We start from the raw sequence: 24,092 nt of genomic DNA on the forward strand, positions 1-24,092 counted from the left end.
GGTGGGGGCATGAGCGGGGAGACGCGTCACACGATCGGCGAGCTGGCCCGACGGACCGGCCTGAGCGTCAAGACCATCCGGTACTACGCCGACAGCGGGATCGTGCCGCCGACCGATCGGAGCCCGGCCGGCTACCGGCGGTACGGCCCGGCGGCCGTGGCCCGGTTGGAGCTGGTCCGGACGTTGCGTGACCTGGGCCTGGACCTGGCCACCATCCGGCGGGTGGTGAACGACGAGGTGCCCCTGCACGAGGTGGCCGCCGCGCACGCCGAGGCGTTGGCCGTGCAGATCCGGGTGCTGCGGCTGCGCCAGGCGGTGCTCACCGTCGCGGCGAGGCGCGGGTCGAGCCCGGCCGAGGTGGACGAGCTGCACCGGCTGGCCCAGCTCACCACCCGCGAACGCGGGCAGTTGGTCACCGACTTCCTGGACGGCGTCTTCGCCGACCTCGGCGACCAGACCGCGTACCCGGGTGTGATCGTCTCAATGACACCGGAGCTTCCCGACGACCCGAGCACTGAGCAGGTCGAGGCGTGGCTGGAGCTGGCCGAGTTGTGCCGGGACGCGGAGTTCCGGGACCGGATGCGACGGCTCGCGCGGCAGCACGCCGCCGACCACGACATCCCGGGGCTGCCCCGCCCGGACGCCGTCGCGCTGGTCCGGGACGCGGTGGCACCCGCCCTCGCGGCCGGCCTCGACCCAACCAGCCCGGACGCCGGCCCGGTGGTCGCGGCCGTCAGCAACCGGTACGCGAGCCTGCACGGTCGCTCCGACGAGGCCGACCTGCGTCGGCGGTTGCTCGACCGGCTGGTGCCGGCCAACGACCCCCGCCGGGACCGCTACCTCGACCTGTTGGCGGTGCTCAACGGCTGGTCGACAGGCGATGCGACGGCGCCTTCGGTGGACTGGTTCATCCGGGCCCTACGCCACCGGATGCCCGAGCCGGCCCGCTGAGCTGACCGGGTCAACCCAACGGCCTGGCAGCCGATCGGCTCGGTGACGTCAGCCGAACCAGGTGAGCGCCTGACCGTGGCCCCTGGTCCAGGCCAGCGGCTTTCCGTCGAGCGCGAGGACGTTGTGCAGCGCGTCGCTCGGCGGGGTGGGCAGCCCGTCGTACCGGAGCACCGTGGGCGCCTCGTTCGCCACCCAGTGCCCCGGCAGCTCGCCGACCAACCGGACGAACGCGTCCCGGCGCGGGGACGGCACCTGATAGAGCACGGACGTGTGGAAGACCACCAGCGTCGCATCGGTCGGCGCCTGCGCGGCCAGCGCCGGCAGATCGTCCACCAGGTCACCGCGGACCAACAACGGCGGGTCGGCCGCGGCCACCGCCGCCGCGGCCACCGCCGCCGCGGCGCGCAGCCGGGCCCGCCGATGGGCCTGTTCCGGCCAGATCAGCGCGTCCAACCAGGACACGTCGTCGCTGTCGGTCACATCGAGCGGGTTGAGGTCGAGCCCGGCCCGCCACACCACCCGGGGTACGCCTGCCGGCGGCACCAACCCGTTGGCCGCGCAGTCGAGAAGCGGCTCACCGGAGCCGACCTGACGGTCGCCGTAGCGGTACGCGTACCGGTCGGGGTAGAGGCAGAGCCCGGCCGACGCACCGACCTCCAGCAGGGCGAGGGGCTGCGGCAGCGCGGCGAGCACCGGCAGCAGGACCGCGCATCGGCCCGCCTCGTTCGTCTGGGTCGCCCGGGTGAGCATCTGCGTCTCGATGGCCGGCCAGTGCGTCACCACGTAGTCGTGGAACGCGGCCGGGTCGTCGACCGGACCACCGAGCCAACGGACGACGCCGAACAGCAGATTCGGCTGCCGCTTGGCCGGCGGCAGCCCGTCGAGCAGGGTGAGCAGGTCATCGTCGCGGGCGACCGCCTGCGACAGGCGCTCATACGTGGGCGACACACCGCGCGCCTCGCGGCTGCCGAACTCGGCGTACGTCTCAGCGGTCGTCATGGCCTCATCGTCGCAGCCCATTCCTCGGTATTTCAGCCCCCGTTCCCGTGCGCCGGCTCACCCGCCTCGTAGAGTGCTGCCGCAGCTGGACCATTGAGCAGCAGCTCAGCGGGGTCGCGCAGGGGCAACGGGGAGGAATGTGTCGTGCGGGGTGACGGCGTCCGGGTGCTGATCGTCGGCGGAGGTGTCGCCGGGCTGGCGGCGGTTGCCGCGCTGCGCGAGTGGGGTGCCACTGTCGACGTGGTCGAGCGGGCATCCGGGCCGACCGACTCCGGCACCGGGATCTACCTGACCGGCAACGCCACCCGGATGCTCGACGTACTCGGTCTGCGGGAGCCGGTCGCCGACGTGTCCGTGGAGATCACCCGGCAGCGCAGCGCCAACCAGCGCGGGCGTCGCCTCTTCGACATCGACGTGGCCGCGCTGTGGCGGGGCGTCGGGCCGTGCGTGTCGCTGCCCCGGGCACAACTGCACCGGGCGCTGCTCGCCGGCGTCGGCGACACCCCGGTCCGCTGGGGTCGCCAACCGGTCGCGCTCCTCGCGGAGGGCGACCAGGTCGCCGTCGAGTTCGACGACGGTGCCACCGAACGGTACGACCTGCTGCTCGGCGCGGACGGGGTGAACTCGACGGTCCGCCGGCTCGCCTTCGACGGTCAGGCCGCCCGCAACCTCGGCCAGTACGCGTACCGGTGGGTCGCCCCCCGCGTCGACGATGAGCCGGTCTGGTCGGTGCAGTTGGGGCGCGGCAGGCAGTTCCTGACCATTCCGATCAGCGCCGAGCAGACGTACTGCTACTACAACGACGGCCCGGTGGCCGACCGGCCCGGCTGGCGCGACGAGCTGGCGGAGACGTTCACCGAGCCGGTGGCCACCATGCTCAAGGCCCTCGACTACGACGACAGCACCCTGCACGCCGGGCCGAACCAGGAGGTCGTGCTCGACTCCTGGTCCCGGGGGCCGGTGCTGCTGATCGGCGACGCCGCCCACGCCACCTCACCGAACATGGCCCAGGGCGCGGCGATGGCCCTGGAGGACGCGGTCGTGCTCGCCTCGTCGTTGGCGACCGCCGGGTCCGTTGCCGAGGCCCTGCGCGGGTACGAGGCGCGGCGCCGCCCGCGTACCGACTGGGTGCTCAGCCAGACCCATCGCCGCGACAAGGCCACCGGGCTCCCGCCCGCGCTGCGCGAGCTGGTGATGCGCCGCCTCGGCGAGCAGATGTTCCGCTCGAACTACGGCCCCCTGTTCGCCCAGCCCTGACCGGCCGGCCGTGACCGGCTGGCTCACGGCACCTGGCCCGGCCGGTCGACGATGGCGACCCGCAGGAGCGCGGCAGCCGACTCCAGTGACTCCTTGCCGTGGCGTATCACCGAGTGGCGGCGCCCGAGGAAGACGTGGGTGTCGCGGTCGAAGAGCAGGTCCACGTTGCCAGCGATCACGCCGGGCATCCGGATCGCCACCCCGTGCCGGCCTGCGGCGTCCACCACGTCGGCGGAGATGACTGTCGCGCCGGGCTCCCGGGCCAGCACTTCGTACAGCGCCGCGAGCGCGCGGGGCGGCACGTAGCCGTCGAGCATCGACCGCGCGGTGGTGTACGCCATGCTCTCGTCCGCGTAGAGGGCCTCCTCGTCGGCCCCTTCGGGGAGATGCAGGTCGACCGGGTGTTCCCGAAGGTAGCGAAGCAGCTCGTCCGGGTCGGTGGGCAGGTCGCCGTGGTACGCCGGCGGCTGGAACGCGTCAAGCTCCTTCGTGGGATCGGCGGCATCGTCGATGCGGAGCTCCCTCAGCTCGCCCCACCCGTTCGGATCAGCCTCCGGTCGGTAGCGTCCCTTCGTGTACGCGACTCCGCCAGCCGACTGCCACAGCTGGTTCCGGATGGTCTGGTAGGGCCCGCTGTCCGGCAGGTCCCGGATCGTCACCAGGGATTCGGTGAAGACGTACTGGTCGGGTCGGGCGGTGAGCTCCGGCTGTTGCCGGGCCGCGTCGGCCGCCAGGTGGAAGATCTCCGACGCGCTGGCAGTCGGCGGCGGCTGATCGCCAAGCCTCATGGTCTGGACCGCCAACGCACCGGCCGTCAGCGTCACCGCCAGTCCGAGCGCTCCGACGAAACGCCAACCGCGCAGGAACTGGGCACGGCGTCCGGCCGGACGGACCGCCGACGCCTCCTCGGCCCGTTGGGCGACGTGTGCGGTCAGATCCCTGAGAAGCTGCTCCTCGAACCCCTGCGGCGACCGTTCGGTCTCGTTCATCGTCATCTCCGTCTCATCAGGCGAGGGTGGTGACCGGGCGGGCGAGCACGGCGCGGACGATGCGGCGGGCACGATGCAGGCGGACCCGGGCGGCCACCGGTGACATCCCGAGCACTGTCGCCGCCTCCGCGACGCTGAGGCCGTCCACGGCGACGAGTTCGACAAGCGTCCGGGTGCCCTCGGGCAGCTCGCTCAGCGCCCTGTGGGTGCGGCGGGCCGCCGACTCGGCGTCGATCCGCTCCTCGATGCGCGCGATGTCATCGGGGCCGAGGTCCCGTCGTCCGGCCAGTCGGCCGGTCACCCGCAGCCGTTGGGCCGCCCGACGCCGCTCGTCGCCGATGACGTTGCGGGCCACCCCGTACAGCCAGCCGATCTGGCTGCCCCGCTCCGGCCGGTAGCCGGCCGCCGACTCGATCACCGCCAGGAACACGTCGGCGGTGAGGTCGGCGGCGAGATGCGGGTCGTCGACCCGCCGCGCCACGAAACGGCCCACCGCCTCCAGGTGCCGGCGGTAGAAGACCTCGAAAGCCAGCGGATCGGCTCCGATGCCGGAGATGTCATCGTCGGCTCGGCTCGGCTCATTCACAGGCCGTCCTCCCTCGTAGCCTTCACACCCCTTCTTCGTCAGGCGGAGCACGAGTGTTACCGAACATCCGGCCGTAGGGTGACGGCGTGATCACCTGTGTCGTGCACTACACCATCGATCCCGCGCAGATCGAAGCGTTCGAGGACTTCGCCCGGGCATGGATGCGGCTGGTGGCCACGCACGGTGGCGTGCACCACGGCTACTTCCTGCCCGCCGAGGGCGCCAGCGACAAGGCCGAGGCGCTGTTCAGCTTCGAGAGCCTGGCGGCCTACGAGCGTTACCGCGCGCGGTTCGGCAACGACCCGGAGTTCCTCGCGGCCGACAGCATCCGGGACAACTCGGGTTGTGTCGTGCGGTACGAGCGGACGTTCATGCGCCCGCTGCTGCCGACCGACTGAGCCCACCCGCCGCTGACGGCGGCGGTGCTGGTCCAACTGGGCAGTTGCCCTGGTGATGGGGCATGATCGAGGCACCGGCGACTGGCGGCACGGGGATGGTCAAACCATCGGGGAGCCTCTCGCGGGCGTCGACCGCCTGGGCGCCTGCGTCGAGGAACCGTCATGACCACGACCAGCCCATCCGCCGAGCACCACACCTCATCGGGCGCGGCCCGGCTCCTGCCGGGTGCACCAGTCGCCGAAGCCGTCCTGGCCGAGACCGCCGCCGCGGCGACCCGGCTGCGCAGCCGCGGGATCACACCGAGCCTCGCCACCATCCTCGTCGGCGACGACGACGCCAGCGCCGGTTACATCGCCATCAAGCAGCGTCAGGCTGCCGCGCTCGGGTTCGCCTCCCCGCACGTGCATCTGCCGGCCACCGCCACCCAGGCCGAGCTGCACCAGGCCATTGCCCGATTCAACACCGATCCGGACGTGCACGGGCTGCTCGTGCAGTACCCCGTGCCGGGGCATCTGGACTACGACGCGGCGTTGCAGACCATCGACCCGGACAAGGACGTCGACGGCATGCACCCACTGAACATGGGGCGTCTCGCCGTCGGCCTGCCCGGCCCGCTGCCGTGCACCCCCGCCGGCATCGAAGCCCTCCTGGCGTACTACGAGATTCCCGTCGCCGGCCGTGAGGTCGTCATCCTCGGCCGCGGCGCCACCCTGGGCCGCCCCCTGGCCATGCTGCTCGCCCAGAAGCGCCCGACCGCCAACGCCGCCGTCACCGTCGTCCACACCGGCGTGCCCGACTGGGACCGCTACACCCGCCGCGCCGACATCCTCGTCGCCGCCGCCGGCGTACCCGGGATCGTGAAGCCTGAGCACGTCAAGCCCGGCGCGGTCGTCATCGGCGCCGGCGTCCGCTACGACGGGCGGCGCCTCCTGCCGGACGTGGACGAAGCGTGCGCCGAGGTGGCCGGTGCCATCACCCCCCGGGTCGGCGGGGTCGGCCCGACCACCGTCGCGATGCTGTTCCGCAACGCCGTACGCGCCGCCGAGAGAGCGAACCAGTAGCTCGGCTCCGCGCCCGCGGGCACCCAGGTCAGGTAGAGCTCAGTACCGACGATCCCCGTGATCAAGTGATGAAAAGTAGGTCCCAGAGCCATCTCTCGACCTATTTCTCATCACTTCATCACGCGCACCAAAAGCAGATGCCTCCCGCCCGCATTCGGGTGGGAGGCATCTGTTCTAGGCCTTGACCAGGATAGATGTCAACGAGTGATTCCTCTTAGGAGGTACTCACAGCAGACATGCACAACTTCCCGACGTCAGCTGCAGCCGCTGGTGGAGCCGCAGCCCTCGCAGACGTAGCAGCTACCGGCGGGGCGCATCTTCGTACCGCAGGTGAAGCAGAGCGGCGCGTCGGCGGCCTTGCCGATCACGGCCTCCAGCAGTTCGGTGCTGGAACCCACGCTCGGAGCCGGCTTGGCGGCGGCCACGTCGGCCATCTCCTGGGCCGGCTGGGCGAGCGCCTCCGGCTTCGCCGGGGTCTCCACCGGCGCGGACGACGCCATCGCGGTGAGGTCGGCACCGGTGACGGCGGCGGCCTCCGCGTCGGCCTCGGCCCGCAGCTGAGCGGCCCGCTCCGACGCGGTGAAGATGCCCAGCTCGGCGCGACGCTCGTAGGGCAGGAAGTCCAGTGCCAGGCGACGGAAGATGTAGTCCATCACCGACGCTGCCATCCGCACGTCCGGGTCGTCGGTCATGCCGGCCGGCTCGAAGCGCATGTTGGTGAACTTGCTGACGAACGTCTCCAGCGGCACGCCGTACTGGAGGCCGATGCTGATGGCCACCGAGAAGGCGTCCATCACCCCGGCCAGGGTCGAGCCCTGCTTGGACATCTTGAGGAAGACCTCACCGAGGCCGTCGTCCGGGTAGGACGACGCGGTCAGGTAGCCCTCGGCGCCACCGACGGAGAAGCTGACCGTCTCGGACGGGCGCTTCTTCGGCAGGCGCTTACGCACCGGCCGGTACTCGATGACCTTCTCGACCGCGGCCGGCGCGGCCGTTGCGGTCTCGACGGCGACCGGCTCGGTGGTCTTGTTGGATTTGGCCACCGAAAGCGGCTGGCCGACCTTGCAGTTGTCCCGGTAGATCGCCAGCGCCTTGAGGCCGAGCTTCCAGCCCTCGAAGTAAATCTTCTCGACGTCCTCGACGGTGGCCGCCTCCGGCATGTTGACCGTCTTGGAGATCGCGCCGGAGACGAACGGCTGGATGGCCGCCATCATCCGCACGTGACCCATCGGGGCGATCGTCCGCTCCCCCATGGCGCAGTCGAAGACCGGGTAGTGCTCCGGCTTGAGGCCGGGGGCGTCCACCACGTGGCCGTGGTCGGCGATGTGCTCGACGATCGCCTCGACCTGCTCCTCGGGGTAGCCGAGGCTGCGCAGGGCGCGCGGCACCGTCTGGTTGACGATCTGCATCGAGCCGCCGCCGACCAGCTTCTTGAACTTGACGAGCGCCAGGTCCGGCTCCACGCCGGTCGTGTCGCAGTCCATCATGAAGCCGATGGTGCCGGTCGGGGCGAGCACGCTGGCCTGCGCGTTACGCCACCCGAACTTGTCGCCGATCTTGTTGCCCTGGGTCCACTGCTTGGTCGCCTCGCGGACGATCGCGGTGGCCACCGGGCTGGTCGGCTTGATCTCGTCGTTGGCCGCGGCGTGCTTGCGCATGACCCGCTTGTGCGGCTCAGCGTTGCGGGCGTAGCCGTCGTACGGGCCGACGACGCCGGCCAGCTCGGCGGAACGGCGGTAGGCGGTGCCGGTCATCAGCGACGTGATCGACGCGGCGACCGAGCGGCCCTGCTCCGAGTCGTACGGCAGGCCGGTGGCCATCAGCAGGGCGCCCAGGTTGGCGTAGCCGATGCCGAGCTGCCGGTAGGCGCGGGACGTCTCACCGATCTTCTCGGTCGGGAAGTCCGCGAAGCAGATCGAGATGTCCATCGCGGTGATGACGAACTCGACGGACTTGACGAACTTCTCCACCTCGAAGCCACCGTCGGCGCGGAGGAACTTCATCAGGTTGAGCGACGCCAGGTTGCACGAGGAGTTGTCCAGGTGCAGGTACTCCGAGCACGGGTTCGACGCGGTGATCCGCCCGGTCTCCGGGCAGGTGTGCCAGTCGTTGATCGTGTCGTCGTACTGCAGACCGGGGTCGGCGCACTCCCAGGCGGCCTGGGAGATGGAGCGGAACAGGTTCTTGGCGTCGACGGTCTCGATCACCGAGCCGTCCAGCCGGCCGCGCAGGTCGAAGCCCCTGCCGTTCTCGACCGCCGACATGAACTCGTCGGAGACCCGGACCGAGTTGTTGGCGTTCTGGTACTGCACGCTGACGATGTCGGAGCCACCGAGGTCCATGTCGAACCCGGCGTCACGCAGCGCGCGGATCTTGTCCTCCTCGCGCGCCTTCGTGACCACGAACTCCTGGATGTCCGGGTGGTCCACGTCGATGATGACCATCTTGGCCGCCCGGCGGGTCGCGCCGCCGGACTTGATGGTGCCGGCGGAGGCGTCCGCGCCGCGCATGAAGCTGACCGGGCCGGAGGCGTTGCCGCCGGAGGAGAGCAACTCACGGGACGAACGGATGCGCGACAGGTTGACCCCGGAGCCGGAGCCGCCCTTGAAGATCAGCCCCTCCTCCTTGTACCAGTCGAGGATCGAGTCCATCGAGTCGTCGACGGCCAGGATGAAGCAGGCGCTGACCTGCTGCGGCGACGGCGTGCCGACGTTGAACCAGACCGGCGAGTTGAAGCTGAACACCTGGTTCAGCAGCATCCAGGTCAGCTCGTGCGCGAAGATCTCGGCGTCGGCCGGGCTCGCGAAGTAGCCGTACTCCTCACCAGCGGTGCGGTACGTGGTGACCACCCGGTCGATCAGCTGCCGGAGCGACCACTCGCGCTCCGGGGTCCCCACCGCTCCCCGGAAGTACTTGGTGGTGACGATGTTCGCGGCGTTGACGCTCCACGACTCCGGGAACTCCACCCCACGCTGCTCGAAGTTGATCGAGCCGTCCCGCCAGTTGGTCATCACGACGTCACGGCGCTCCCAGGAGAGCTCGTCGTACGGGTGGACCCCCTCGGTCGTCCACACCCGCTCGATCTTCAGCCCCGCGCCTGCCTTGTTTCGTGAACGGCTAGTTGTCACGCCGTCGCCCCCCTCGTCTGCGCGGTGCCCCACCGCGCGTCCCAATCTCTGTGAAAAACCGTGAAGACTCAGCTGGTACGGCCGGCGGTTTCCACCGCATCGGCCCGGCCCTGTTCCCGGGCTCGCGCCGCGGCCCGCAACGTCTCGATCTCGCGCTCGAAGTCGGCGAGCGAGTCGAACGAGCGGTAGACGCTGGCGAACCGCAGATAGGCGATCTCGTCCAGGTCGCGTAGCGGACCCAGGATCGCCAGGCCCACGTCGTGGCTGGGGATCTCGGCGGCCCCCTTGGCCCGGACCGACTCCTCCACCCGCTGCGCGAGCAGCGCGAGGGAGTCGTCGTCCACGGGCCGGCCCTGGCACGCCTTACGCACCCCGCCGATGATCTTCGTGCGACTGAACGGCTCGGTCACCCCGCTGCGCTTGACGACAGCGAGGACCGCCTCCTCGACGGTGGTGAACCGCTTGCCGCACTCCGGGCAGGATCGCCGCCGTCGGATGAGCTGGCCGTCGTCGGCCTCCCGCGAGTCGACCACCCGGGAGTCAGCGTGCCGGCAGTACGGACACCGCATCGCCTACCTCCTAATCGTGATCAACCGCGTCGTACCGGGCACGCCCGGGCACGACTCACCACGGCGGTGTGATGCGCTCACAGCGCCCGCCGTGATGAACCTTACGGGAGTGCGGTCGGTAGTCAGACCCAACCTGTAGGCAACTTACGCCCGTGTCACTACTACATCTAGGGGTCGACGGTATGTCGCTGCGGAAGCCGGGTCAAGTTGGTCGGCGTGTCCGGCGCGTCACGGACCATCCGGTCATCAACGCACCGCACAACGCCCGAAGACCCAACGTCACGATGCCGCCCGGGTTACCGGCCAGCCGGCCGGACCCAGCCGGGAAATGATGCAGGATCGAACACCAGTGCTACCTGACGTACCATTTATCAGAACATCCGTACGAGCGGAGCGCTTTTTCACCCCGACACGCCGGTGAGAGGTCGTACAGATGTTTGAAAATGACTGATCTCACCTATACGGTCATGAACAACGTGGCACCACCGCACGCACCACGAGCCGACGAGGCACCCAGCGCCGACCAGGGAGGACGGACGTGACCGAGGAACGGGCCAGCCGGCCGAAGAGCCCGCAGCAGATCACCGAGGCGGGCCCCCCGGCCACCCGACGCCGCAGCGCCGCGCGCAGCCGGACGGGTCAGCCCGCCGTGCGTCCGGTCACCCCGGTGGTCAGCGCCTTCCCCGACCCGGCGACGGTCGACCTGACCGCCCGCCAACGGCGCATCCTGGAGTTCATCCGCACCTGGGTGGAACGACACGGCTACCCGCCGAGCGTCCGCGAGATCGGCGAGGCGGTCGGCCTGGTGTCGCCGTCCAGCGTCGCCTACCAGCTCAAGGAGCTGGAGAAGAAGGGCTTCCTGCGCCGCGACCCGAACCGGCCGCGCGCGGTGGACGTACGCGCCCCCAGCGAGGCGATCGACGACGAGCTGTCGAGGGCACAGCGGCCCACCCCGGCGTACGTGCCGATGCTCGGTCGGATCGCCGCCGGTGGGCCGATCCTCGCCGAGCAGGCCGTGGAGGACATCTTCCCGCTCCCCCGCGAGCTGGTGGGTGAGGGCGAGGTCTTCATGCTCCAGGTCAAGGGCGACTCGATGCTCGACGCGGCGATCTGCGACGGCGACTGGGTGGTCGTCCGGCAGCAGCCGACCGCCGACTCCGGCGAGATCGTGGCCGCCATGCTCGACGGCGAGGCGACAGTGAAGACCTACCGGCGGCGCGACGGGCACGTCTGGCTGATGCCGCAGAACCCGGCCTTCGACCCGATCCCCGGCGACGACGCCACCATCATGGGCCGGGTCGTGGCGGTGCTACGCCGGATCTGACCGATCGGCGGGTGGGTGCCACCAGCGCTCACCCACACCGCTCGTCAGACCGGGTGAGCGCTACAGCGTCCGATCAGTAACGGTCGCCCCGTGGGCCGCGACCGCCCCCGGGATACTGCCCGTACGGGTCGACGGGGGCGTCCTCGTCACGTCGCCGGCTGGGCCGCTGGCCCCGGTTGTCGGGCTCCGGCCCGCCGCGCCGGGGCGGCTCCGCGCGACCGGGCTGACCGCCGTCACCGCCGCCGTACACGCCACCGCCAGGACGGCCACCGCCGCCCTGCGGACGACCACCACCGCCAGCCGGGGGACGACCACCACCAGCCGGGGGACGACCACCGCCGCCAGCGGGGGGACGACCACCGCCGCCGTAAACGCCAGCACCGCCGCCGTCCGGTCGCGGCGCACCGTAGCCGCCGTCAGCCGAGGCCGGCCGGCCGCCACCGCCGTACACCCCACCGCCCGCCGGGGCCGGGCCACCACGACCCGCGCCACCCGCCGGGGCCGGGCCACCACGACCCGCGCCACCCGCCGGGGCCGGGCCACCGCGACCCGCGCCACCCGCCGGGGCCGGGCCGCCGCGACCCGCGCCACCCGCCGGGGCCGGGCCGCCGCGACCCGGACCACCGCCGTAGACGGCGCCGCCGGCCGGCGCGCCGCCCCCGTACACACCACCCCTGCGGTCATCGTCGGCAGGGAACCCGTCGACGGCACGGCCGGCACGCGGGCCGAACGGCTCATCGTCCGGCTCCGACGGGTCGGGCGCGTCAGCTGTCGGCGGCCGACGGCGGGCGCGAACGATGCCGAAGATTCCTGCGGCGACCAACAGCAGGCCGATCAGCCCGACCGCCCCTACCAGGTACGTGATGTCGTCGAGGCTCAGCCCGTCGGTCCAGGACTTCGAGGCGGCCGGTTTGGCACCGTCCTCGGCGGCCAGTGGCGCGGCCGTCGACGTGGACGGGGTGTAGCCGAGGATGTCGATCGGCTCGTCCTCGGTGAACCGGCCCGCGTCGGAGACGGTGAGGAACGACTTTCCGTCCGGGGTGTAGCTGATGGCCTCGCCGAACGGGTCGGCCAGCGGCGTCACCCGCGGCTTGCCGGTGGTGAGCGCACCCACGATGTCGCCACCGGTCACGTCGAACTCGAAGGCGTCCGCGTACGTGCGCAGAACCACCCGGGAGCCGTCCGGTGCCCGGGACGCGCCGGTGATGGCGATCCGGCCGAACGTGTTGAGGGTGTTCTCCGTCTGGGTCTTCGGCAGCGTGAGCTCGCCGGCCTTACGCATCGGCACCGGATCGGTGTCGCCGCTCTTGAGGGCCGCCGACGGCGTGTAGATCTCGGCCTTGCCGCTGGTCACCTTGGTGATGATCAGCGGTTTTCCGTCGTCGCCGATGAGCAACGCCTCAGCGTCGTGCGGTTTGGCCTCGGGGTAGGAGAGCCGGTGCAGCGTCGGCTGCCTGGCGCCGGTGACCGGCATCGACCAGAGCGCGACGCGGCTGCGGCGCTCCTTCGAGTCGGGGTTGTCACCGGTGTCGGCGATCCAGAGGGTGCGGCCGTCCTTGGACAGGGCGAGATCCTCGGTGTCGAACGGACCCTGCCCCGAGTAGCGGACCGGCTCCTTCGAGATCTTGCACTTGCTGTCGAGGAAGAACACCCGCTTGCGCTCCGCGACGTCGGTGCCGTCGTTGATGACGATGTAGCCACTCTTGGTGGCGACCAGCCCGGACAGCTCCCGTAGGCGTTCGTCGGTGATCGTGCATCGCTTCTGGCCAGGGTTCGCGGCGGGCGGCCCGGACGCCCCAGGGGCGGGAGCCGCCGCGGCGGCTCCGGCGAGCGCCACGGTTGCCCCGAGCAGGCCGAGGGCAACCGTGACCGAGGAAACAACGCGGCGCATTCGGCCAGTGTCGCATGCCGCGCGTTTCCGGGGGATGACGCCGTGGCCGGTCAGGACCGGCTGCCGGCCGCCTGCCCCTGCCGCTCCACGTCGAAGGCCATCAGCTCCGCCGCCAGCTCCGCGCCGACCCGGACGTGCAGCAGAGTGCCCTCCGGCAGGTGCGACGTGCTGAGCACCTCACCCGTACGGTGCGCCCGAGCGACCAGGTCGCCCCGGTCGTACGGCAGCACGGCGCGGACCTCGACGGCCGGACTGGGCAGCCGCTCCTCGATCGCCGCGCGCAGCTCGTCCATGCCCCGCCCGGAGTGCGCGGACACGAAGATCGCGTCCGGCCAGAGCCGCTTGAGCCGCAGCAGAGTGTCCTCGTCAGCGGCGTCGGTCTTGTTGACCACCAACAGCTCGGGGAGCCGGTCCGCGCTGACCTCGGCAAGCACCGTGTGGACCGCCCGGACCTGCTCCTCCGGATCCGGGTGGGCGCCGTCCACGACGTGCACCACCAGATCCGCCTGCGCGACCTCCTCCAGCGTCGAGCGGAACGCCTCGACGATCTGGTGCGGAAGGTGTCGAACGAAGCCGACGGTGTCGGAGAGGGTGTAGAGCCGCCCGTCCGAGGTGGTGGCCTTGCGGGTCGTCGGGTCCAGCGTGGCGAACAGCGCGTTCTCCACCAGCACGCCCGCGCCGGTCAGGCGATTGAGGAGGCTGGACTTGCCGGCGTTGGTGTAGCCGGCGATGGCCACCGCGGGAACGGAGTTACGGGAACGGCGGGAACGCTTGGTCACGCGTACCGTCTTCATGCTCTTGATCTCGCGCCGCAGCCGGGAGATGCGGTGCCGGATGCGCCGCCGGTCGGTCTCCAGCTTGGTCTCACCGGGACCACGGACACCCACACCGCCGCCGGCGCCGCCACCCCGGCCGGAACCACCGGTCTGCCGGGAGAGCGTCTCACCCCAACCGCGCAGTCGAGGCAGCAGGTATTCGAGCTGGGCCAGCTCGACCTGCGCCTTACCTTCCTTGCTCTTGGCGTGCTGGGCGAAGATGTCGAGGATCAGCGCGGTGCGGTCGACGACCTTGACCTTGGTGCGCTGCTCCAGATTGCGCAGCTGCGACGGGGACAGCTCACCGTCACAGATGACCGTGTCGGCGCCGGTGGCGAGCACCACAGCGCCAAGATCATCGACCTTGCCACGGCCGATGTACGTGGCCGGGTCAGGTCGGGTACGACGTTGGATGAGCCCTTCGAGCACCTGCGAACCGGCAGTTTCGGCCAGCGCGGCGAGCTCGGTCAGCGAGTTTTCCGCGTCGGTGACAGTGCCTTCGGTCCAGACGCCCACCAGGACGACCCGCTCCAGCCGCAGCTGGCGGTATTCCACCTCGGTGACGTCGGTGAGCTCGGTTGACAGGCCCGGGACGCGTCGGAGGGACTGCCGCTCCGACAGCTCCATCTCGCCGGTGGTGACGTCGTCGAGCTCGTCCTCGACGGGGACAAAGCTCTCCTGGTCTCGCAAGCGGTTCTCCTGTCCGTTTTGATAAGTAGAACGTAATCCTGACATGACACAACGCCGAACGCACCTGCTATATGCCCATGGTGAAGGTCGCCAAAAGCGGGGGCGAATGCTGGTCGGCCGCGACAACCCGGTAGAAATGCGGGCGGCGGCCGAACGGCCGCACAGCCGTTACGGAGGGATCCCGTGGCCATCACCCGAATGCCCAGCGCCGGATTTTCGATCACCATCCGGATCGCCGTGACCGCGGACGCCTCCTCGATCGGCCGGCTCACCACCTCCGTCGGCGAGGCCGGGGCGATCGTCACGGCGCTGGACGTGGTGGACTCGGACCCGACCAACGTCATCGTCGACCTGACCTGCGACACCGCCGACGCCGGTCACGCCGACCAGGTGGTCGACGCGCTGACCGCGCTGGACGGCGTGGACGTGCGCAAGGTGTCGGACCGGACGTTCCTGCTGCACCTGGGCGGCAAGATCGAGGTGACCTCGAAGGTCGCGCTGCGCAACCGCGACGAGCTGTCCCGCGCGTACACCCCCGGGGTTGCCCGGGTCTGCATGGCGATCGCCGAGAACCCGGCCGACGCCCGGCGACTGACCATCAAGCGCAACACCGTCGCTGTGGTCAGCGACGGCTCGGCGGTGCTCGGGCTGGGCAACCTCGGCCCGGCCGCGTCGCTGCCGGTGATGGAGGGCAAGGCCGCGCTGTTCAAGCGCTTCGGCGGGGTGGACGCCTGGCCGGTGGTGCTGGACACCCAGGACACCGACGAGATCGTGCAGATCGTCAAGGCGATCGCGCCGGCCTACGGCGGCATCAACCTGGAGGACATCGCCGCGCCGCGCTGCTTCGAGATCGAGGCCCGGCTGCGCGAGGCGCTGGACATTCCGGTCTTCCACGACGATCAGCACGGCACCGCGATCTGCGTGCTGGCCGCGCTGACCAACGCGCTGCGGGTGGTGGGCAAGCAACTCGCGGACGTCCGGGTGGTCGTCTCCGGAGCCGGCGCGGCCGGCACCGCGATCATGAAGCTGCTGCTGCGCCAGGGCGTCGGCGACATCATCGCGTACGACCGGGAGGGCGCCCTGCACCGCGGGCTGACCGGGCTCAACTCGGCGTGGCAGTGGCTGGCGGAGAACACCAACAAGGAGAACTACTCCGGCGACCTTCCCGGAGCGATCCGGGGTGCCGACGTGTTCATCGGGGTGAGCGCGCCGAACCTGCTCACCGGCGACGACATCGCCCAGATGGCGAAGGACTCGATCGTCTTCGCGCTCGCCAACCCGGACCCGGAGGTCGACCCCCGGGAGGCGCGCAAGCACGCCGCGGTGGTCGCCACCGGCCGTTCGGACCAGCCGAACCAGATCAACAACGTGCTCGCCTTCCCCGGTGTGTTCCGCGGCATGCTCGACGCGCACGCCGAGGAGTTCACCGAGGAGATGGCCCTCGCGGCCGCCCGGGCCATCGCCGACGTGGTCGGCGAAGACAAGATCAACCCGACGGTGATCGTGCCGAGCGTGTTCGACTCCCGGGTCGCCCCGGCGGTCGCCGCCGCCGTCCGCGCCGCCGCGCACAACCCCAGCCCGCTCCCGGCCGCCGACCCCGGCCCCGCCGACCTCCCCGAGATCGCCGCCACCGCCAGCGCCACCCCGTAACCCCGGCCCCCCAACCCCACTCCCCCACCTTGTTGATCAAGAGGTTTGCGTCAGGAATCGCGCTGATTCTGACGCAAACCTCTTGATCAACTTTCGGGGGCGGGGGCGGGGGGTCGGGGTTGGGTGGTGGGTGCGAAGGTGGCGGCGCGGGCGGCGATGAGGTCCGGGTGGCTCAGCGGCAGGTCGTGACCCGCGCCGGGAACGACCTCCGACCGGGCGCCCGGAATCAGGCCACTGATCCGGTCGGCCACCGACGGGGCGTCGTACAGCTGGCTGCGCTCGCCGAGCAGCGCCAGGACCGGCACCGCGAGATCACGCAACTCGTCGTCGGTGAGCGCCGGTGGGACCGGGTGCCGGCGGCGGAAGCCGAAGGTGGCGCGGGCCAGCCCCATCAGGTCGTCGTCGCGCAGGGTCGCGTTGCGCAGCAGCCGGGCCGCGCCGCGGCGGACCGGGGCGGGGGCGAGGCCGGCCAGGCCGCCCAGCACCACCCAGGCGAGGAACCGGCCGTTGACGGTGCCGAAGCCGGCCGGGTCGAGGAGGAGAAGGCCCGCCACCCGGCCGGGTGAGTGCCGGGAGTACTGCAACCCCACCCAACCACCGAACGACGAGCCGACGAGGTACGCCCGGTCCACGCCCATCCCGTCGAGGACCTCGGACAGCCAGCGCGCCCAGTCCCGACCGTCGTCGAGCGGCAGCGACTGCACGGAGCAGCCGGGTTCGCCAACCGGGTCGAGGGCGATCACCGGCCGGTGCCGCCCGAGACGGCGTACGTGCGGGTGCCAACTCAGGGCGTTGCCGCCGGCTCCGGGCAGCAGCACGAACGGCGTAGCGTCTCCGGCTCCCCATCGGTAGGCCCGGGTGTGACCGAAGCTCGTCGGCAGGTCGACGGCAACCGCGCCGGCGGGCCACACCCGACGCCGGGTCCGCTCGTACGCGTCAAGGAACCGGACGCGGGCGCGATCGCTGGTGAACTCGCCGATCCGTGCGACTGTCACGATGACTCCGTCTCCCCGGGGTTTTTCATGGTACGACCGTACCATCAAAGCTCGCTGACCGAACAGGACGGACCGCCCAGTGCCCAAGCGCGTCGACCATGAACAGCGGCGTCGGCAGATCGGCGACGCGCTGCTGCGGATCGCCAGCAGCCGGGGACTGCAGTCCGCCAGCATGCGGGAGGTGGCCGCCGAGGCCGGGGTGTCGCTACGGCTGGTGCAGTACTACTTCCACACCAAGGACGAGCTGCTGATGACCGCGCTGGGCTATCTCGGCGAACAGCTGACCGCCCGCGTCGAGGCACGGATTCGGGCACTCGGCCCGGTCACCCCGCGCACCGTCGTCGTCGGCACCCTCTCCGCCGTCCTCCCGACGGACCCCGAGGGCCACCAGCTCACCAGGGCCTACACCGGCTACTACGCGCTGGTGTTCACCGAGCCGGACCTCGCCGAACGGCACGGCACCACGTACCCCGACAAGCTCGAACGGCTGCTCGCCGGACAACTCCGGCAAGCCCAGCAGGACGGTGACGTCGACCCGGAGCTGAACTGTGACGCGGTCGCCGCCGGGCTACTGGCGCTGACGAACGGGCTGGGCTCCAGCGTGCTCGGCGGTCAACGCGACGGCGCGAGCGCGCTGGCGATCCTGACCTACCACCTCGACCGACTGTTCACACCGCGAGCGCGGACAGGCTGATCTCGCCGGTCGCCACCAGGACGGCGGGGCCGGAGAGCCAGCAGGAGGTTTCGGTGACGGTCACCGTCAGGCGACCGCCGGGGACGTCGACGGCGACCACGCCGGTGTCCAGGCCGGCGTCGCGCAGTGCCACCGCGCCCACCGCGCAGGCACCGGTCCCGCAGGACAGGGTCTCGGCGCTGCCGCGCTCGTACACCCGCATCAGGCTGTGCTCGTCGGTGCCGTCGACCGGGTCGCCCGCCACGATGAACTCGACGTTCACCCCGCTCGGGAAGACCGCCTGGTCGAACCCGGGCGCGACGGTCAGGTCCAGCGCCGACAGCTCCACGCCGGCCGGCAGGACGCAGACCAGGTGCGGGTTGCCGACGTCCACCACCGCACCGGTCAGGGTCAGCCCGCCGAGGGTGGCGGCAGAACTGTCGTACACCTGGGGTCGACGCATCTCGACGGACACGGCGTCGCCCTCGACCAGCGCGCGCACGACGCCAGCCCGGGTTGCCACCGGCAACGCCGCGCCGGCGGGCGTGGCCAACCCGGTGTCGAGCAGGTAGCGCACGAAGACCCGAGCGCCGTTGCCGCACATCTCGGCGAACGAGCCGTCAGCGTTCCAGTAGTCCATGAACCACTCGGCCTCGCCGGCCAGCCCCGCGCCGTCCGGATGCTTGGCCGCGCGGACCACCCGCAGGACGCCGTCCGCGCCGATGCCCCGACGCCTGTCGCAGAGCGCCGCGACCAGCTCCGGCGTCAGGTCGAGCTGACCGTCCGGGTCGGGAAGGAGGACGAAGTCGTTGCCGGTGCCGTGGCCCTTGGTGAACTCCACGCCCACCATCATCGCGCAGCCGCCGGCACCAGACGCAGGGCGGCCCCGATCAGGTCCGGGGTCGTCGAGTCCAACCAGTGGATCCGCGGGTCGCGGCGGAACCAGGACCGCTGCCGGCGGACGAACCGCCGGGTCGCCCGGACCGTCTCGTCGTGCGCCTGCGCCTCGGTCAGCTCACCGGCGAGCAGGCGCAGCACCTGCTGGTAGCCGAGCGCCCGACTCGCCGTCCGCCCCTCGGGCAGCCCCCGCCCGACCAGTTCCCGGGTCTCCGGCACCAGGCCGTCGGCCCACATCCGGTCCACCCGCAGCGCGATCCGCTCGTCCAGCAGACCGGTGTCCAGGTCGACGCCGAGCTGCACCGACGGGTAGTACGGCGTGGGCTGCGGCAACGAGGCGGCGAACGGCGCGCCGGTCAGCTCGATCACCTCCAGGGCCCGGACGATCCGCCGGCCGTTGGCCGGCAGGATGCTCTCGGCGGCGACCGGGTCGGCGGCGCGCAGCCGCGCGTACAGCGGGGCCGGGCCGACCTCGGCCAACTCCCGTTCCAGCCGCTCCCGCAGCGCCGCGTCCGTGCCGGGGAACTCGAAGCGCTCCAGCACCGCCCGCACGTACAGCCCGGAGCCACCGACCAGCAGCGGCACCCGCCCCCGCGACAGGATGTCGTCCACCGCCGCGCGGGCCAGCCGCTGGTACTCCGCGACGCTCGCCGCCTCGGTGACCTCCCAGACATCCAGCAGGTGATGCGGCACCCCGTCCCGCTCGGCGGGGGTCAGCTTCGCCGTACCAATGTCCATGCCCCGGTAGAGCTGCATCGAGTCGGCGTTGACCACCTCCCCGTCTAGCGCATGCGCCAACGCGATGCTCAGCGCGGACTTACCGGCCGCGGTCGGGCCGACCACGGCGACGACCAGGCCTGTCACGCCCGCTCCCAGGACGCCACGAAGTACGCCACCCCGTAGGGAGCGGAGTCGTGCAGCAACTCGCCGCGCCACCCACCACCAGCCGCGCGGGCCGCGCCCGCGAGCACCTGCCAGGGGGCGCGACCGGCGGCCTTCAGCTCCGTCGACACCACCGGGTCGAGGTCGAGCAGGGCGTCCAGGTCCGCGTCGGCCAGCGCTTCGGCAACCCTCTGGTCGTACGGGAGGGCACGCGCGTCGTCGTACCCGGGTGCTTTCTCCCCGCGGCAGGCCGACCCGTCCCCGAGCACCAGCGACGCCACCCGGTCACCGGCGGCACCGACCTCGTCGGCGAGCGCGGCCAGCTCGGCCGGGCCGGCGTCGGCGGCCACCTGCACGGCCGTCACCGGCGGTCGGGTTTCGTGCCGGGCCAGCAACCACGCACCGATGGTCAGGCTCAACGGCAGCACCGCGCCCCGGTCCGGTTGGCCCGCCACCATCGGCACGTCCAGGTCGACACCCCAGGGCTGGAGGGAACCGGTCGCCGGGGTGCGGATCGGGCCGGTCACCGGGCCGGTGCCCACCAGGACCACAATGTCCGGATCGGTGGTCAACAGCCGGCGTACGGCGGTGTCACAGGCCGCCCGCAGATCGTCCAACTCCGGGGCTGCGGAGCCGGCCACCTCGGGCACGAGCAGGGGCGGATGCGGGCAGACGGCGGCGGCGACCAGTGGCACCCGTCCACCGTAGCGGGAATCCCCGGTGCGTCTCCGCGCCGATCCGGTCATTCGGCCCCTAGGACACCGTATGGTCACGGTCGGCGATAGGCGCTCGACGCGGACCGGGTCGGACCTGTGACAATGCCGGAAGTAACTTGGCTGCGCCGTGGCGGCGACGGGGGATCGATCCCTCGACGCCGGGAGAACGAGGATGGGCACATGAGCGACTGGACTGCCTTCGGACGGGTGGACGCGGACGGCACCGTGTACGTCAAGACCACCGAGGGAGAGCGGGTGGTCGGATCCTGGCAGGCGGGAGCACCGGAGGAGGGCCTGGCACACTTCGCACGACGCTTCGCCGACCTGGTGACCGAGGTGGACCTGACCGAGGCGCGGCTCAAGTCGGGTGCGGCGGACGCCGGGCACTCGTTGAGCACGATCCGGCGGATCCGGACCACGCTGCCCGAGGCCAACGTGGTCGGCGACATCGACGCGCTGGCCACCCGCCTGGACAAGCTGGCGACCCTCGCCGAGGAGAAGGCCGGCGAAGCGCGCGCCGCCCGGGACGCCGCCCGCGGCGAGGCCCTGGCCCGCAAGACCGCGCTGGTCGAGGAAGCCGAAAAGCTGGCCGCCGAATCCACCGGGTGGAAGACCGCCGGCGACCGGCTCAAGGAGATCCTCGACGAGTGGAAGACCATCCGCGGGGTCGACAAGAAGGCCGACGGTGAGCTGTGGAAGCGGTTCGCCGCCGCCCGGGACGGCTTCACCCGCCGCCGCGGCGCCCACTTCGCCTCCCTCGACTCGCAGCGCAAGCAGGCCCAGACCGCCAAGGAAGAGTTGGTCGCCGAAGCGGAGAAGCTCGCGGACTCCACCGACTGGGCCGCCACCGCCAACCAGCTCAAGGACCTGATGACCCAGTGGAAGGCCGCCCCGCGCGCCTCCAAGGAAGCCGAGCAGAAGCTCTGGGAACGGTTCCGGGGTGCGCAGGACGCCTTCTTCAGCCGGCGTAGCGAGGTCTTCTCCGCACGGGACAACGAGCAGCGCGGCAACCTGGAGCGCAAGCAGGCCCTGCTCGCCGAGGCCGAGGCGTTGGACATCGACGCCGACCCGAAGGGCGCCCAGGCCAAGCTGCGGGAGATCCAGGCCCAGTGGCACGAGGCCGGCCGGGTGCCCCGCGAGGCGGCCGCCGGGCTGGAGCGTCGACTGCGCGTCATCGACGACAAGGTCCGTGACGTGATGGACTCGGCGTGGCGCCGCACCACCAAGGAGGACAACCCGCTGCTCGCCCAGATGCGGGCGCAGGTCGCGGAAGCCGAGGACCGGCTGGCCCGGGCGCAGAGCGCCGGGGACGCACGCCGGATCAAGGAGGCCGAGCAGGCCCTCGCCTCCAAGCGGCAGTTCCTCCAACTCGCCGAGCAGGCCGGCTGAGCTGACGACGTCCGGAGCCCCCGGTTCCCTTGATGGGACCGGGGGCTCCCGCGTTTCCGGCCTCCGGCATCCGCGCGACACAGGCCCCGCGTTCCGCGCTCCGAACCCCCGCTCACCCGGGCCCGCGTCGCCGCTACCGCGTCAAGATGCGCGCAGTTTCCCGGATGTTGCTGCCTAGGACAGGCCGGAGACAGCAACATCCCTGATGTTGACGCATTGACGTGGGCTGATCAGAATGAGCGACGGAGCCAGGTAGGGCCACCGGCGCGAGGGCGACGAAGGCGGAGCATCCGCCGTCGAGGGTCGCCGGTGAGCTTCCGCGAGTGACCACGTCCGCGTGACATGGTCCGTCGCGTGCTGTCCGCGTACCCCTGAGGGACCGTGACGTGCGGACGGCCGCCCGCCGGCGTCGTTTCTGGACGGCGCCGGATCTCCGAAGTGGAGCTTGAATTGTTCCGTCCCAAGGCTCTCGGCGGCGCGCTCACCGCGCTCGTCACCGTCGCGGCTGGCGTCTTCCTCGCCACCGCTGTCAGCACCAGCCCGGCCGTCGCCGCCGGCACCGGTACGGGTTATCTGCATACCAGTGGCAACCAGATCGTGGACAGCACCGGTGCGACGGTCCGGTTGACCGGCATCAACTGGTTCGGCATGGAGACCGACAACAAGACCTTCCACGGGCTGTGGTCGAACAACCCGTGGCGGGGGCAGCTCGACACGATGGCCCGGTTGGGTTACAACACGTTGCGGGTGCCGTACTCGAACGACGCCCTGAAGCCGGGTGCGACCGCCAGTGGGATCAACGACTTCGTCAACCCGGACCTGATCGGGCTGTCGCCGTTGCAGATCCTGGACAAGGTGATCAACTACGCCGGCAGCAAGGGCATGCGCATCATTCTGGACCGGCACCGGCCGACGGCGGCCGGGCAGTCACCACTCTGGTACACGTCGACTGTTTCCGAGGCGACCTGGATCAACGACTGGAAGATGCTCGCGCAGCGGTACGCGGGCAACCCGACGGTGATCGGTGCCGACCTGCACAACGAGCCGCACGCGGAGGGCACCAACCCGGCGGCCACCGGCGCGTGCTGGGGCTGTGGCGACACCGCCCGGGACTGGCGGCTCGCCGCCGAGCGGGCCGGGAACGCCATCCTCGGCGTCCAGCCCAACTGGTTGATCTTCGTGGAGGGGGTGAGCTGCCCGAGTGGTGGCCTCTCCAACGTCTGGGACGGCGACACCAGCAACGACGAGGACTGCGGTTGGTGGGGTGGCAACCTGTCGAAGGCGGGGCAGTTCCCGGTCCGGCTGAGTGTGGCGAACCGGTTGGTCTACTCGCCGCACGAGTACGCCACCTCGGTGTACCGGCAGACCTGGTTCGACGCCCCGGACTACCCGGCGAACATGCCGGCCATCTGGGACAAGTACTTCGGTTACCTCTACAAGCAGAACATCGCCCCGATCATGATGGGCGAGTTCGGCAGCACCCTGGTCGACCCGAAGGACAAGGTGTGGCTGGAGAAGTTGATGGCGTACACCGGGACCGGGGTGACCGGGATGTCCTTCACCTACTGGTCGTGGAACCCCAACTCGGGTGACACCGGCGGTATCGCGTTGGACGACTGGACCAATGTCAACACCGCCAAGCAGGCGATCCTCCAGCCGTACCTGATCGCGCCGTCCGGTGGTGGCACCAGCGGGCCGCCGACCGGCGGGCCGACGGACCCGCCGACCGGCGCCTGCACGGCCACCTACCGGCAGGTCAACGCCTGGCAGGGCGGCTTCCAGGGCGAGTTGACGGTGAAGAACACCGGCTCGGGCGCGGTGAACCCGTGGTCGGTCACCTGGAGTTGGCCGTCCGGGGTGACGTTGGGCAGCGGTTGGAACGCCACTGTCACGCAGTCCGGTACGACGGTGACCGCGGCGGCTCCGAGCCACGCTCCGTCCCTGCCGGCAGGCGGGTCGGTCACGGTGGGCTTCACCGCCAACGGCACGGCGAGCGCGCCGGGCACTGTGAAACTCAACGGCACCGCCTGCTGATCCACCGGGACGGCCGGTGCGCCACTGCCGGGGCGGCCGGTGTGCAGCGCATCGGCCGTCCCGGCCATTTACATTCAGATTCTTCTATGTTTTCATCGGGAAAGCGCTTGCCTCTTCGTTGGTGGGTGCGAGCGCGGGAGCCGCTCTCCTTCACGAACCTGCACCGGCGGGCCCGAGGACCACTGGTCCCGGCCGAG

Annotated in this window: 20 protein-coding genes; 9 read left to right on the forward strand and 11 right to left on the reverse strand. The window is 71.1% G+C overall.

The window, feature by feature from the left end; translation table 11 throughout:
- The first annotated feature begins 9 nt into the window (after positions 1 to 9).
- On the forward strand, positions 10 to 951 hold the full coding sequence (locus ABZU43_RS30765) for a MerR family transcriptional regulator (RefSeq protein WP_355009897.1): 942 nt from the start codon (positions 10 to 12) through the stop codon (positions 949 to 951).
- A 48-nt stretch (positions 952 to 999) separates the two neighbouring features.
- Here ABZU43_RS30765 and ABZU43_RS30770 read toward each other — a convergent pair whose 3' ends face one another.
- Complete coding sequence (locus tag ABZU43_RS30770; RefSeq protein WP_355009898.1) at positions 1,000 to 1,950, reverse strand: DUF2332 domain-containing protein; 951 nt, start codon at positions 1,948 to 1,950, stop codon at positions 1,000 to 1,002.
- Between the two features lie 144 nt (positions 1,951 to 2,094).
- Between ABZU43_RS30770 and ABZU43_RS30775 the strand changes: the two genes are divergently transcribed.
- On the forward strand, positions 2,095 to 3,207 hold the full coding sequence (locus tag ABZU43_RS30775) for an FAD-dependent monooxygenase (RefSeq protein WP_355009899.1): 1,113 nt from the start codon (positions 2,095 to 2,097) through the stop codon (positions 3,205 to 3,207).
- A 23-nt stretch (positions 3,208 to 3,230) separates the two neighbouring features.
- Here ABZU43_RS30775 and ABZU43_RS30780 read toward each other — a convergent pair whose 3' ends face one another.
- Together ABZU43_RS30780 and ABZU43_RS30785 are read right to left on the reverse strand one after the other, a co-directional pair.
- The gene (locus ABZU43_RS30780) at positions 3,231 to 4,202 is read right to left on the reverse strand and encodes a CU044_5270 family protein (RefSeq protein ID WP_355009900.1); all 972 of its coding nucleotides are present in this window, start codon (positions 4,200 to 4,202) and stop codon (positions 3,231 to 3,233) included.
- A 10-nt stretch (positions 4,203 to 4,212) separates the two neighbouring features.
- A complete protein-coding gene (locus ABZU43_RS30785) occupies positions 4,213 to 4,782 on the reverse strand; it encodes a sigma-70 family RNA polymerase sigma factor (RefSeq protein ID WP_355009901.1) in 570 nt (189 codons plus the stop codon).
- A gap of 86 nt (positions 4,783 to 4,868) precedes the next feature.
- Here ABZU43_RS30785 and ABZU43_RS30790 point away from each other — a divergent pair, with 86 nt between their 5' ends.
- Together ABZU43_RS30790 and ABZU43_RS30795 are read left to right on the forward strand one after the other, a co-directional pair.
- Positions 4,869 to 5,180, forward strand: a complete 312-nt coding sequence (locus ABZU43_RS30790; protein ID WP_355009902.1) for an NIPSNAP family protein — start codon at positions 4,869 to 4,871, stop codon at positions 5,178 to 5,180.
- Between the two features lie 162 nt (positions 5,181 to 5,342).
- The gene (locus ABZU43_RS30795) at positions 5,343 to 6,242 is read left to right on the forward strand and encodes a bifunctional 5,10-methylenetetrahydrofolate dehydrogenase/5,10-methenyltetrahydrofolate cyclohydrolase (protein ID WP_355009903.1); all 900 of its coding nucleotides are present in this window, start codon (positions 5,343 to 5,345) and stop codon (positions 6,240 to 6,242) included.
- 254 nt (positions 6,243 to 6,496) lie between these two features.
- Here the strand turns inward: ABZU43_RS30795 and ABZU43_RS30800 are convergent, their stop codons facing one another.
- Positions 6,497 to 9,403: a vitamin B12-dependent ribonucleotide reductase gene (locus ABZU43_RS30800; protein ID WP_355009904.1), complete on the reverse strand. Its 2,907-nt coding sequence runs from the start codon at positions 9,401 to 9,403 to the stop codon at positions 6,497 to 6,499.
- 35 nt (positions 9,404 to 9,438) lie between these two features.
- Positions 9,439 to 9,939 carry a transcriptional regulator NrdR gene (gene nrdR, locus ABZU43_RS30805; protein ID WP_124854399.1) on the reverse strand — a complete coding sequence of 167 codons (501 nt, stop codon included), beginning with the start codon at positions 9,937 to 9,939 and terminating at the stop codon, positions 9,439 to 9,441.
- A gap of 538 nt (positions 9,940 to 10,477) precedes the next feature.
- Between nrdR and lexA the strand changes: the two genes are divergently transcribed.
- Positions 10,478 to 11,263, forward strand: coding sequence for a transcriptional repressor LexA (lexA, locus tag ABZU43_RS30810; RefSeq protein ID WP_355009905.1), 786 nt, complete (start codon positions 10,478 to 10,480; stop codon positions 11,261 to 11,263).
- Between the two features lie 73 nt (positions 11,264 to 11,336).
- Here lexA and ABZU43_RS30815 read toward each other — a convergent pair whose 3' ends face one another.
- On the reverse strand, positions 11,337 to 13,154 hold the full coding sequence (locus tag ABZU43_RS30815) for a hypothetical protein (RefSeq protein ID WP_355009906.1): 1,818 nt from the start codon (positions 13,152 to 13,154) through the stop codon (positions 11,337 to 11,339).
- A gap of 50 nt (positions 13,155 to 13,204) precedes the next feature.
- On the reverse strand, positions 13,205 to 14,659 hold the full coding sequence (gene hflX / locus ABZU43_RS30820; RefSeq protein WP_355009907.1) for a GTPase HflX: 1,455 nt from the start codon (positions 14,657 to 14,659) through the stop codon (positions 13,205 to 13,207).
- A gap of 183 nt (positions 14,660 to 14,842) precedes the next feature.
- Here hflX and ABZU43_RS30825 point away from each other — a divergent pair, with 183 nt between their 5' ends.
- Complete coding sequence (locus ABZU43_RS30825) at positions 14,843 to 16,309, forward strand: NAD-dependent malic enzyme (RefSeq protein ID WP_355009908.1); 1,467 nt, start codon at positions 14,843 to 14,845, stop codon at positions 16,307 to 16,309.
- 86 nt (positions 16,310 to 16,395) lie between these two features.
- On the opposite strand, the gene ABZU43_RS30830 is transcribed toward ABZU43_RS30825, so the two are convergent.
- Positions 16,396 to 17,304, reverse strand: coding sequence for an alpha/beta fold hydrolase (locus tag ABZU43_RS30830; protein ID WP_355009909.1), 909 nt, complete (start codon positions 17,302 to 17,304; stop codon positions 16,396 to 16,398).
- A gap of 79 nt (positions 17,305 to 17,383) precedes the next feature.
- On the opposite strand from ABZU43_RS30830, the gene ABZU43_RS30835 reads away from it, so the two are divergent.
- Positions 17,384 to 17,998, forward strand: a complete 615-nt coding sequence (locus ABZU43_RS30835) for a TetR/AcrR family transcriptional regulator (protein ID WP_355009910.1) — start codon at positions 17,384 to 17,386, stop codon at positions 17,996 to 17,998.
- On the opposite strand, the gene dapF is transcribed toward ABZU43_RS30835, so the two are convergent.
- From dapF to ABZU43_RS30850, 3 genes are read right to left on the reverse strand one after another with little or no spacing between them, the layout of a single operon-like run.
- Entirely contained in the window at positions 17,973 to 18,818 is an 846-nt protein-coding gene (gene dapF, locus ABZU43_RS30840) for a diaminopimelate epimerase (RefSeq protein WP_355009911.1), read from the reverse strand. The two genes, ABZU43_RS30835 and dapF, sit on opposite strands and share 26 nt — an antisense overlap.
- 8 nt (positions 18,819 to 18,826) lie before the next feature.
- The gene (gene miaA, locus ABZU43_RS30845; protein WP_355009912.1) at positions 18,827 to 19,738 is read right to left on the reverse strand and encodes a tRNA (adenosine(37)-N6)-dimethylallyltransferase MiaA; all 912 of its coding nucleotides are present in this window, start codon (positions 19,736 to 19,738) and stop codon (positions 18,827 to 18,829) included.
- Positions 19,735 to 20,502 carry a hypothetical protein gene (locus ABZU43_RS30850; RefSeq protein WP_355009913.1) on the reverse strand — a complete coding sequence of 256 codons (768 nt, stop codon included), beginning with the start codon at positions 20,500 to 20,502 and terminating at the stop codon, positions 19,735 to 19,737. Before ABZU43_RS30850 ends, miaA begins: the two co-directional genes overlap by 4 nt.
- Before the next feature lie 150 nt (positions 20,503 to 20,652).
- Between ABZU43_RS30850 and ABZU43_RS30855 the strand changes: the two genes are divergently transcribed.
- A complete protein-coding gene (locus ABZU43_RS30855) occupies positions 20,653 to 21,861 on the forward strand; it encodes a DUF349 domain-containing protein (protein WP_355009914.1) in 1,209 nt (402 codons plus the stop codon).
- Between the two features lie 450 nt (positions 21,862 to 22,311).
- On the forward strand, positions 22,312 to 23,895 hold the full coding sequence (locus tag ABZU43_RS30860; protein WP_355009937.1) for a cellulase family glycosylhydrolase: 1,584 nt from the start codon (positions 22,312 to 22,314) through the stop codon (positions 23,893 to 23,895).
- The last annotated feature ends 197 nt before the right edge of the window (positions 23,896 to 24,092 follow it).

Origin of the sequence: Micromonospora sp. NPDC005205, from assembly GCF_040608275.1 — a bacterium.
GTDB lineage: Bacteria > Actinomycetota > Actinomycetes > Mycobacteriales > Micromonosporaceae > Micromonospora.

Bases quoted from the DNA above. Each gene is read 5' to 3' on its own strand.
- ABZU43_RS30765 (WP_355009897.1), top strand. From the start codon at position 10: ATGAGCGGGGAGACGCGTCACACGATCGGCGAGCTGGCCCGACGGACC.
- nrdR (WP_124854399.1), bottom strand. From the start codon at position 9,939: ATGCGGTGTCCGTACTGCCGGCACGCTGACTCCCGGGTGGTCGACTCG.
- ABZU43_RS30770 (WP_355009898.1), bottom strand. From the start codon at position 1,950: ATGACGACCGCTGAGACGTACGCCGAGTTCGGCAGCCGCGAGGCGCGC.
- ABZU43_RS30850 (WP_355009913.1), bottom strand. From the start codon at position 20,502: ATGACCGGATCGGCGCGGAGACGCACCGGGGATTCCCGCTACGGTGGA.
- ABZU43_RS30815 (WP_355009906.1), bottom strand. From the start codon at position 13,154: ATGCGCCGCGTTGTTTCCTCGGTCACGGTTGCCCTCGGCCTGCTCGGG.
- ABZU43_RS30780 (WP_355009900.1), bottom strand. From the start codon at position 4,202: ATGACGATGAACGAGACCGAACGGTCGCCGCAGGGGTTCGAGGAGCAG.
- ABZU43_RS30795 (WP_355009903.1), top strand. From the start codon at position 5,343: ATGACCACGACCAGCCCATCCGCCGAGCACCACACCTCATCGGGCGCG.
- ABZU43_RS30855 (WP_355009914.1), top strand. From the start codon at position 20,653: ATGAGCGACTGGACTGCCTTCGGACGGGTGGACGCGGACGGCACCGTG.